Genomic DNA, 10,049 nt, shown 5'->3' on the forward strand with positions numbered 1-10,049 from the left:
AATCGGCGATCGCCCCTTTTTTATCTCCTAAATCATTACGGACTAGACCCCGGTTGTAGTAGGCTAAAGCATCGTCAGGCTTAAGTTCAATCACTTTATTATAATCGGCGATCGCCCCTTTTTTATCTCCTAAATCATTACGGACTATACCCCGGTTGTAGTAGGCTAAAGCATCGTCAGGCTTAAGTTCAATCACTTTATTATAATCGGCGATCGCCCCTTTTTTATCTCCTAAATCATTACGGACTAGACCCCGGTTGTAGTAGGCTAAAGCATCGTCAGGCTTAAGTTCAATCACTTTATTATAATCGGCGATCGCCCCTTTTTTATCTCCTAATTCGCTACGGACTTTACCCCGGTTGTAGTAGGCTAAAGCATCGTCAGGCTTAAGTTCAATCACTTTATTATAATCGGCGATCGCCCCTTTTTTATCTCCTAAATCATTACGGACTATACCCCGGTTGCCGTAGGCTTGAGCATAGTCAGGCTGAAGTTCAATCGCTTTATTGAAATCGGCGATCGCCCCTTTTTTATCTCCTAAATTATAACTGACGTTACCCCGGTTGTAGTAGGCTAAAGCATAGTCAGGCTTAAGTTCAATCGCTTTATTGAAATCGGCGATCGCCCCTTTTTTATCTCCTAAATCATCACGGACGTTACCCCGGTTGTAGTAGGCTAAAGCATAGTCAGGCTTAAGTTCAATCGCTTTATTATAATCGGCGATCGCCCCTTGTTTATCTCCTAATTCGCTACGGACTATACCCCGGTTGCCGTAGGCTAAAGCATAGTCAGGCTTAAGTTCAATCGCTTTATTATAATCGGCGATCGCCCCCTGTTTATCTCCTAAATCATCACGGACTACACCCCGGTTGTAGTAAGCCAAAGCATAGTCAGGCTTAAGTTCAATCGCTTTATTATAATCGGCGATCGCCCCTTTGTTATCTCCTAATTTGCTACGGACGTTACCCCGGTTGATGTAGGCTAAAGCATCGTCAGGCTTAAGTTCAATCGCTTTATTATAATCGGCGATCGCCCCTTTTTTATCTCCTAATTCGCTAAGGAGTAGCCCCCGGATGCTGTAGGCATCAGCAGCATAGTCAGGCTTAAGTCCAATCGCTTTATTATAATCGGCGATCGCCCCTTTTTTATCTCCTAAATCATCTTGAGAAGTGGGCTTCCCATAATTAGGATTAAGTTTCTTACGTCGTTTTGCTTTTCCCATGTCAATATCCTCTTCCCATAGTTCTTTCTATATCTTGTACAACTTGTTCAACAGCACCAACAAAACTTAAATCTTTGCGCCAGTAATGACACGCAAGAGAAGCACCTAAAACTGTCTCAACAAAATCATCAGAAGTAGGCATCAAGTTTCTTGTCAGCACTGTGACAATTGTGGATCGGAACTCTTTAATCTGTGCCTGGGTATATTCAGCATACTCAGGATTACCGGAACGACCAACATCAACAACTTTAATCCTTACCATGTTGTGACTATCACCTTTTACCTGCGTTTTGATATCTGAAGATAGCGATTCTGGCTTGACTACTTTTATTTTCCCTACTGGAGAATTTGCTATAACTTTTCCGTTAGAATTTACAATTCTAACTGTATTAAGAGGACGACCTAGCGTCCTGAGATAAGGTTCATTTTCCTCGCCAGCTATAGCTAAAGAATATATTTGGTCATAATGGTATGACAAATCAGGATCGGAATGGTATTGACGGCCATTCCACATTTTTGGGTATAAGTAAGTGCAAATTTTTATGCACGCAAAAGCCATTCTGTATTCTCGAAATAGGCATAATAGCTTGGCCAGACCGTACCAAAGCATGAACCATGTTTGATTATGGCTAAATACTTGATCGTAGTATTTGAAGGCTTGATTGAGATCGCCCGATCTCTTTGACATAATCGACTTATCCACTAGGCCTAATAAATCGCTCTGAATTTCAGTGAGGTCAGACAATGACTTCACTTTATTTAGAATGTAGGTAGCAGTTTGCTCTTCCTGATCAATGGCATTTTGAATAAACTGAAAAAGTTGACTTTCTGTCACGGATCTATATTTATGGTATCTAGGAAGACTTTCTTCAAAAGCCCCACCCTGATTTAGATAAAAATCTAAATCTCTGAAATACTCTGCACGTTCTCCATAACACTCATAGTTTTCTTCTATGCCTATTGGATCATTTTGAGAAGTGGGCTTCCCATAATTAGGATTAAGTTTCTTACGTCGTTTTGCCTCTCCCATAAATTTAACCCTGATCTAATTAAAGTTTGAACTTGTCTGACTACTTTAGCAGACCACATATTTTATTTCCTGTCAACTCGTCAAAAAACACCACTTTCCCCAACATCCCAACCGCGAACCCGAAACCCTCGCCCAACTCAAATCCTACTGGAATCAACTCCGCCGCGACAGCGACAAACACCTCATCCTCATCTTTTACGAAGACTCCACATCCCCCGCCGCCCGAGGTTTAAGCCCTACTTTCCTCGATGCCCTTACCCGCTTCAACGGTACAATCTGTCTCATCGCAGATACGCCTCACCCACCCCTGCAAACCTTCTCGCCCCATGACTCCGATTTAGTTCAAAGTGTTGTAAATTGGCTCAAAAGAGTTCATTTTGAGTCTTAAAGAAACCGGGTTTTTGGCAACTTCTACGAGGCGCAGCGAATAATTCTTGAAAAAACCCGGTTTCTGGCCCCGCGAGAAGCAAAGAAACCGGGTTTTTCGTAGTTTCTGCGAGGTGCGGCGAAGTATTCTCGAAAAAACCCGGTTTCTGGGCACCCCGCGAGAAGCAAAGAAACCGGGTTTTTTGGAGTTTCTGCGAGGTGTGGCGAAGTATTATCGAAAAAACCCGGTTTCTGGGCACCCGCAAATCTAAGAAACCGGGTTTTTCGTAGTTTTTGGGATGTGTGACGAAGTATTCTCGAAAAAACCCGGTTTCTGGGCACCCCGCGAGAAGCAAAGAAACCGGGTTTTTCGTAGTTTCTGCGAGGTGTGGCGAAGTATTCTCGAAAAAACCCGGTTTCTGATTACCCCGCAAATCTAAGAAACCGGGTTTTTCGCAGTTTTTACGAGGTGTGGCGAAGTATTCTCGAAAAAACCCGGTTTCTGGGCACCATTCAAAATCCCCCCTAAATCAACTTACAATTAACTAAATCTATCAATAAACATATCGGGAGTAAGAATTTCGACTGATTGAAAAGGATTTAATACCAATAAATCTAAATCACCCGTCACAATTACATTGGCATTACCACTAACAGCCAACTCTAAAAACTTATTATCTTTTTCATCTCGACAAACTGTGATGTTTTCTGTAATAGAAACTAATTGGGATGAACTGATAAACTTCAATAAAAATAACTGCCTATCTTCTAAAGAAAGATACTTGTTAAACTTTTTCCGATTCAAAACTTGCTCTAATTCATTTAAGGTTTCTTCAGAATATAAAATTATTCCTTGTTTTTCTGCCAACTCAATCGCCTGAAATGGGATTGAGGTCTTAAACAGTAAACCACTGATTAAAACATTCGTGTCTAGTACAAATCTATTCGTCATTATTATCTGCTAAAAGTTCTTGTAAAATTTCTGGCGTTAAGCCTCGCTGCGTGGCCCTGTCAGAAATTTCTGCCATAACCTCGGTTAAAGTTTTGTTGTGTAAATTTTGTCTAAAAAACAATTGAATAATCGAACTTAACTCTTGCTGAGTTTTAAGACTAGCTTGTTCAAACGCTGTCTTAATATTGTCATCAACTTGAATCGTAATTACTGCCATAGCCTTTAAAAAAGTGTTAACAGGAAAACAATTTCTTGTTCTAAATTTATTTTATCTCACATCTTGCACCAATGTCAATCACGTTAGTGAATTGATTTACATTCCCAAAAAAAATCAGGCCCAACCGTCAAAACTTGTTCTGTTGGCATGAACAATTCCCAATCGGGAAGTCCAGAATCATCTTGGAAATCTGGCTGTAAAATTAGTTGATAATCACCCTCAAAAACTAGAGTGAGACTAATATTATTAGCATCGATCGCAAAATCAATCAATTCTTTATTTTCCAATTGCTGCAAAACTTTTTTGACACCATCTATTTCTACCTCATCTATTTCTAGCTCATCTATATCTACTGGCAAGGAAGAAGTTAAAATGCGATCGCCTTGCTTGAAAACCCAAGGTGTTGCCCTTGTGCCAAATTGCCAACTACCTTTGGATAGATGTGCTAATTTTGGGTGAGTATAGGCAGACATCTCACCGAAATCTAGCCGTAATTCATCCCCATAACTAAATATAACCTGATGGCAAATTTCTCCGATCATCGGTTTAGTAATGACTGAAATAATTTGCTCGATATTTGGCTTCCGATCGGCAATAGATGTTTGAATAGCCATTTAAATATCCTCTAAAAATTCTTTTGCTTTCTGGCGGAGTTGTTCATAAGTAAAATCGCCTCTACGGTTTAAAGTTCCACCATAACCATTTTTCTTTTCTTCCTCAATGAATAAACCAAAAGCAATCCTTAATTCACCTCCCATCTTAAACTCCTTAGCGATCGCATCAACCTGTTTAATATCGCGTTTTCTACCCATCAATATTATCTGCCAAAATATCTTGTAAGATTACTAAACCAAAGAAACCGGGTTTTTCGCAGTTTCTGGGAGGTGTGGCGAAGTATTCTGGAAAAAACCCGGTTTCTCGCCACCCATCCACTATTCATTGAAGGTGTTTTACATATAGCCTTTTTCAGAAAGATGAGGTATGACTGACAGCTTACATAACCAGTTCAGCTAAGAGGGCTGAAGCCCAACAACGTACCTCATCTTTTTGAGAACCGCTATGCTTATGACTTCGGTACATAGGTCGATCGCACTTGCAACTCCTTCAACTGCTTCTCGTCCACACTAGACGGCGCATTCGTCAGCAAACACCCAGCTTGCTGCGTCTTCGGAAACGCCATGACATCGCGAATCGATTCCTCGCCGGCTAACAGCATCACCAACCGATCCAAGCCGTAGGCTATGCCGCCGTGGGGAGGTGTTCCATACTCAAAGGCATCCAACAAAAAGCCAAACTTATTGTAAGCTTCCTCAGTCGATAAGCCGATCGCCTCAAACACCTTTTCCTGAACATCTCGCTGGTAAATCCGCAGAGAACCGCCACCGACTTCTGTGCCATTTAATACCAAATCGTAAGCTTGAGCTCTCGCCGTCTTTAAATCGGCAATATCATCGGGATGCGGGGCCGTAAATGGGTGGTGCAACGCTTCCAAACGCTTCTCATCGGCGTTCCATTCAAACATCGGGAAATCCGTCACCCATAACAGATTCATCTTGTCTTTGTCAATCAATCCCAAGTCATTACCGACGAACAAACGCAATCTATCCAAAATCTTATTGACGGTTGGTGCCTCGGCGGCTGCAAATAACAGCAAATGACCTGGTTGCGCGCCCGTGCGATCGAGCAATTCCTGTTTTTGAGCCTCAGTTAAATTATCCTTAATTGCGCCGATTGTATCAATTTCCCCATTCTCCCGCACGCGGATGAAAGCCAAGCCTTTCGCCCCGGCTTCCGTGGCTTCTTTAAACAAATCGCCTTTTTTAATTCGCTCGTTAGAAAAAGCCTCATTACCGCCCGGAATCGGCAAAACTTTCACGATTCCGCCCGCAGCAATTGCACCGGAAAATACTTTAAATCCCGAATCTTTCATCAAGTCGGAAACATCGACTAATTCCAAACCGAAGCGAGTATCCGGTTTGTCGCTACCGTAGCGATCCATTGCTTCGGCGTAAGTCAAGCGCGGGAAAGGACAAGGTAATTCGACGCCTTTCACACTTTTGAAAATATTGCAGACTAAACCTTCATTTAATTTGATGACTTCTTCCACAGACATGAAACTCATTTCCATGTCTAATTGCGTGAATTCCGGTTGTCTGTCGGCGCGCAAATCTTCATCGCGGAAGCAGCGGGCAATCTGATAATATCTGTCAAAACCAGACACCATTAACAATTGTTTGAACAACTGTGGCGATTGCGGCAAAGCATACCACGTACCGGGATTGACGCGGCTGGGAACTAAATAATCTCTCGCACCTTCGGGAGTTGCGCGAGTTAAAATCGGGGTTTCAATTTCCATGAAACCTTCCGCATCTTCCAGGTGGCGGCGCATGGCTTTGACAACTTGGTGGCGAAGTTGTAAATTGCGACTCATACGATCGCGCCGCAAGTCCAAATACCGATATTTCAAACGCAAATCTTCCCGCACATTTTCATTTTCCGCCGTCGCCACCTGAAACGGTAACTGTTTCCGCACCGCATTCAACAACTCAATCTCGTCAGCATAAATTTCTACCTCACCCGTAGGTAATTTGGGGTTGAGGGAATCTTCCGGGCGGCTGGTGACTCTACCGATAATTTTCACCACGTATTCGCCGCGCAAAGCCTCAGCGCCGTTATAGGAGTCGGGGGTGCGCTGCGGATCGCTGACAATTTGCACAATACCCGATCGATCGCGCACATCGAGAAAAATCACCCCGCCATGATCGCGGCGGCGATCCACCCAGCCGTAAAGGGTGACAGTCTCTCCGATGTGTTCGCTTCGCAGTTCGCCGCAGTAGTAAGTTCTCATGGTTGGGGGTTATGGACTAAAAATAAAGCTTTTTAATTATGCAGTATGCCTGAACATTGTGCTGAATGCAAATTCAAGGGCGATCGCGATCGTGGTTTTGGTGTTGAGTGCAGTAGAGTGCAAGTGTCAGCCCAATTATAGCATTGATAAAAGCTCTTCTGTTGTATTGGGTGAACCCTGAAAGCTTTAAGCCGTAACGCTTAATCCCAGTCGCACCGAAACTGCGCGCGCGATCGGCTATTGACATCATTCCTGTCCAGTTGACTGTAATATTGAGTTTGATATATTGTAACGGATTCAGGTCGATCGAGAATTTGGGTTTAAAACTCTGTCCTTATAGGAGGGCTTGATAGTTTTGCAGTAATATCAAATCCGGCTGGATCGGAGTGGTTAAACCACAGAGGGCGCAGAGGACACAGAGAGAGAGAACAGAGAGATGAATTATTTCGATGAAGAGCGGATTTGATATAATATTCCTCGCTTTTTTTTGTGATGCAGCCTAACTTTTCTTGAACTGCTTGTGAGTGACGTGGAAAATTTAAATTACAGATTTTTCTAGACTTTCAATTTTTTTAGTTCCGTTGCATCTATATTTCGGTAAATATTTTGTGCACCACTTAAAAGTGGATTATATTTATTGCTGGTGTACTGGTTTCATATCCAATCCGGTAGTATCTCTCTACTCTCTCCCTCTGTGTTCTCTGTGTTCTCTGCGGTTAAATCATTCCGATCCAGCCGGAAACAATATCATTTTAATTACCTCATGCTTTTATTTAATTTTTACTACTAGCTTTTTGACTTGAACCATTTAGGGAGAGATTTAGATTCATTTAGATGCGTCCGTTACGTCGCTTGAATAGCCGATTCACTGCGCCTCTGCGGTTAAGTAAAAATCTTAAATTCTTTTCCAAATCTTAATTTCCCCCAACCAACCCGCACTCACAATAGTCTTAGCATCTGCGCTAATTCCTACAGCAGTAACATAGCCCGAATGTCCGCTCAAATTACCTCTCAATTCGCCCGATCGCACATCCCACAGTTTTACACTCTTATCCCAACTCCCAGTAACCAGTATACTCCCATCACGACTGATTGCCAGCGACCAAACTCCATCGGTATGTCCGCTCAAACGCCGAATTAATTGACCGTTTCCGACATTCCACAACCCAACAGTGCCGTTGCTGTTGCCGGCGGCCAAAGTTTTGCCATCGGCAGTAAATGCTAGGGACAAAACAGACAAGTTTTTGCCGCTAATGGTGCGAATTGCTTGACCTGTATTTAAATTCCACAACCTAATTGAACCATCTTTGCTGCCGCTAGCTAAAGTTTGGCGATCGGGACTAATTGCTACAGCATTCACTAATCCAGAATGCCCGGTTAAAGTCCGCAGCAATGCCCCTGTTTTCGCATTCCAAATCTTAATCGTTTTGTCCCAACTGCCGCTCGCGACAAACTGAGCGTCGGGACTGATGGCAACACTCGAAACAGCACCAGAATGCCCGCTCAAAGTGCGGACAACCGCGCCTGTTTCCAAATTCCAAATTTTTACAGTTTTGTCGTCACTGCCGCTAGCTAACAGGTTTCCATCCGCACTCGATGCTAGGGCGTTTACGGCTTCGGCGTGTCCTTGCAGCGTAGTTTTTAATTGCCCGCTGGGGAAGTTCCAAACAGAGATTGTGCCGTTACTATTTCCTGTGGTAAAAGTAGTGGAAGCTAGGGCAAGGGAACTGACAACTTCTGAAGGGGCTTTGAGGGTATTTGTGGTGGCAAAGGCGATCGCACTTCCGGGCTTCTGAGGCGGATTATTGACAGGAGTTTTCGGATTTGTAGCTGTTGGCGATTGGGGAAGGACTGGTAGCGAAATAGTCGATCGCCATTTCATGATATTATTGATTTCTACTCCCGCCGCCACGATTTTATCCGAATTGTCTTCTAACTTGACAATGCCGTTAATTGCGACAACTTTTCCCGCATCGTCAAGGACTGGGCCGCCGCTCATTCCCGCCCTAACTAAGTTGTTGTATACCAAAGTATAGCCATTTAATGGAGTTTGGCGGCCGGTAAATTGACCTTCCGTAGCGATGAAAATCGGTTGTCTCAGGGAACCGCCGGATATTGGCCAACCAGCCACATAGGCTTTTTTTCCGGGAGTTGCTGGGGAATTAGCTAATTGGGCGAGGGGATAGCTTTGAGGGCTGCTGATAGGGACGATCGCGATATCTGCACCGGGCATTCGCCGCACCAGGCCGTATGATACAGAGTGAGCTTTACCGTCGGGAGTTACAACTTCGTAATCGCCAGGTTTATCGACTACGTGCCAGTTGGTGAGTATATAGTACGTGCTACCTTGTTTTTCTAAAATTACTCCGGAACCGCCTTTTGTGCCTTGGATGCGTACCGTGATTTGTTTGGCGACGGTTTTAACTGCGTCGGCGGTTAAGGCTAGGGCGATGGGAGGTGAGGTGAGTGGGATGAGGGCGATCGCACTTAGGGCGATCGTAGCACTCAAAATAGCCGGAATTGTTCTGCTGTAGTTCATGATTTTGTCAATGTAACATATCCACATATCAACAGACGGATTAGTTTTCCGGTTTGTGGTGCCTTGACGGTTGAGAATGGAAGAGTGTTTGCAAGTGCGATCGAATTCTAAGGAGGATCGAATGCTATTCATGATTATTGAACGATTCAAAGATAATGATATGCTGCCAATTTATCAGCGCATTCGTGACGAAGGCAGAATGTTTCCTGAGGGTCTTAAATATATTGATAGTTGGGTAGAACCCAATTTTAGTAGATGTTTCCAGCTTATGGAGTGTGATGATTTGCGCTTACTTCAGGAATGGATTTTGAAGTGGCGCGGTTCTGGAGCGACTTTTGAAATTGTGCCGGTAGTTAGTAGTAAAGAAACCCGAGAAGTTGTCGAACCATTGCTCGATTGCTTGTAAATTATTCATAGTGGAGGTAGACATGATATCTAGAAACTGGAACAAAGAGTTAACAGAGGAAAATCTCCGACAGCAAATAGCCCAAGCCAAGCAAACATGGAAAACCGCTGAGGCTACAGAGCCGCGTGCCGAATCCGTGCAGTACAATCAGTCGGAAGATTTAATTGTTATCAAACTCAAAAACGGTGCTATTTTCTGTTTTCCTCCGAGGCTTGCACAAGGCTTAGACAGGGGAGCATCCCGGTTTTGAAAAAGCCTCAAATAGCCAAGAGATCGTTCAGGTAAGCACAACGAAGTTTTAGCATTTGATTGACATTTTTTTTCAACCATTGAGCTCCGGAGATTTTCAACCTTCTATCTATTTGTTTGACAGTCGATTCCACCGCGCCCGAGCCTATGGAACAAATCTTGTCTGATGATAATTGCTCATAGTTAACAATTCTAGAGCGATGCTTTTCTAGATATTTGC

11 protein-coding genes and 1 pseudogene are annotated in these 10,049 nt (G+C 43.5%); 2 read left to right on the top strand and 10 right to left on the bottom strand.

Translation table 11 applies throughout. The annotated features are described in order from the left end of the window. From QZW82_RS08065 to QZW82_RS08105, 9 genes are all read right to left on the bottom strand, one after another. On the bottom strand, positions 1-1,222 hold a 1,222-nt coding region (locus QZW82_RS08065), incomplete at its 3' end, for a tetratricopeptide repeat protein (RefSeq protein WP_293146841.1). 1 nt (position 1,223) lies between these two features. Continuing rightward, a complete protein-coding gene (locus QZW82_RS08070; protein WP_293146843.1) occupies positions 1,224-2,252 on the bottom strand; it encodes a hypothetical protein in 1,029 nt (342 codons plus the stop codon). Positions 2,253-3,159: 907 nt separating this feature from the next. Continuing rightward, positions 3,160-3,570: a putative toxin-antitoxin system toxin component, PIN family gene (locus QZW82_RS08075; RefSeq protein ID WP_293146845.1), complete on the bottom strand. Its 411-nt coding sequence runs from the start codon at positions 3,568-3,570 to the stop codon at positions 3,160-3,162. Continuing rightward, entirely contained in the window at positions 3,560-3,787 is a 228-nt protein-coding gene (locus tag QZW82_RS08080) for a hypothetical protein (protein WP_293146846.1), read from the bottom strand. Before QZW82_RS08080 ends, QZW82_RS08075 begins: the two co-directional genes overlap by 11 nt. 83 nt (positions 3,788-3,870) lie before the next feature. Continuing rightward, positions 3,871-4,401, bottom strand: coding sequence for a hypothetical protein (locus QZW82_RS08085; protein ID WP_293146848.1), 531 nt, complete (start codon positions 4,399-4,401; stop codon positions 3,871-3,873). Then, positions 4,402-4,599, bottom strand: coding sequence for a hypothetical protein (locus QZW82_RS08090; protein WP_293146850.1), 198 nt, complete (start codon positions 4,597-4,599; stop codon positions 4,402-4,404). 251 nt (positions 4,600-4,850) lie between these two features. Further along, entirely contained in the window at positions 4,851-6,635 is a 1,785-nt protein-coding gene (gene aspS / locus QZW82_RS08095) for an aspartate--tRNA ligase (protein WP_293146852.1), read from the bottom strand. 73 nt (positions 6,636-6,708) lie between these two features. Beyond that, positions 6,709-6,885, bottom strand: coding sequence for a hypothetical protein (locus QZW82_RS08100; RefSeq protein WP_293146854.1), 177 nt, complete (start codon positions 6,883-6,885; stop codon positions 6,709-6,711). Between the two features lie 645 nt (positions 6,886-7,530). After that, a complete protein-coding gene (locus QZW82_RS08105) occupies positions 7,531-9,306 on the bottom strand; it encodes a trypsin-like peptidase domain-containing protein (RefSeq protein ID WP_293146856.1) in 1,776 nt (591 codons plus the stop codon). Between QZW82_RS08105 and QZW82_RS08110 the strand changes: the two genes are divergently transcribed. Together QZW82_RS08110 and QZW82_RS08115 are read left to right on the top strand one after the other, a co-directional pair. Next, a complete protein-coding gene (locus QZW82_RS08110; RefSeq protein WP_293146858.1) occupies positions 9,296-9,580 on the top strand; it encodes a DUF3303 family protein in 285 nt (94 codons plus the stop codon). The genes QZW82_RS08105 and QZW82_RS08110 overlap by 11 nt on opposite strands. Before the next feature lie 22 nt (positions 9,581-9,602). Beyond that, positions 9,603-9,830 (top strand): hypothetical protein, encoded by a 228-nt coding sequence (locus QZW82_RS08115; RefSeq protein ID WP_293146860.1) that lies wholly within the window; start codon positions 9,603-9,605, stop codon positions 9,828-9,830. A 7-nt stretch (positions 9,831-9,837) separates the two neighbouring features. Here QZW82_RS08115 and QZW82_RS08120 read toward each other — a convergent pair. After that, a pseudogene (locus tag QZW82_RS08120) lies at positions 9,838-10,049 on the bottom strand (ISKra4 family transposase); the annotation flags it as partial.

The sequence above is a fragment of the Microcoleus sp. bin48.metabat.b7b8b9.023 genome (assembly GCF_013299185.1).
Taxonomy (GTDB): domain Bacteria; phylum Cyanobacteriota; class Cyanobacteriia; order Cyanobacteriales; family Microcoleaceae; genus Microcoleus.

Coding starts and splice junctions, on each gene's coding strand:
- QZW82_RS08070 (WP_293146843.1), bottom strand. CDS start 2,252: ATGGGAGAGGCAAAACGACGTAAGAAACTTAATCCTAATTATGGGAAG.
- QZW82_RS08075 (WP_293146845.1), bottom strand. CDS start 3,570: ATGACGAATAGATTTGTACTAGACACGAATGTTTTAATCAGTGGTTTA.
- QZW82_RS08080 (WP_293146846.1), bottom strand. CDS start 3,787: ATGGCAGTAATTACGATTCAAGTTGATGACAATATTAAGACAGCGTTT.
- QZW82_RS08085 (WP_293146848.1), bottom strand. CDS start 4,401: ATGGCTATTCAAACATCTATTGCCGATCGGAAGCCAAATATCGAGCAA.
- QZW82_RS08090 (WP_293146850.1), bottom strand. CDS start 4,599: ATGGGTAGAAAACGCGATATTAAACAGGTTGATGCGATCGCTAAGGAG.
- aspS (WP_293146852.1), bottom strand. CDS start 6,635: ATGAGAACTTACTACTGCGGCGAACTGCGAAGCGAACACATCGGAGAG.
- QZW82_RS08100 (WP_293146854.1), bottom strand. CDS start 6,885: ATGATGTCAATAGCCGATCGCGCGCGCAGTTTCGGTGCGACTGGGATT.
- QZW82_RS08110 (WP_293146858.1), top strand. CDS start 9,296: ATGCTATTCATGATTATTGAACGATTCAAAGATAATGATATGCTGCCA.
- QZW82_RS08105 (WP_293146856.1), bottom strand. CDS start 9,306: ATGAATAGCATTCGATCCTCCTTAGAATTCGATCGCACTTGCAAACAC.
- QZW82_RS08115 (WP_293146860.1), top strand. CDS start 9,603: ATGATATCTAGAAACTGGAACAAAGAGTTAACAGAGGAAAATCTCCGA.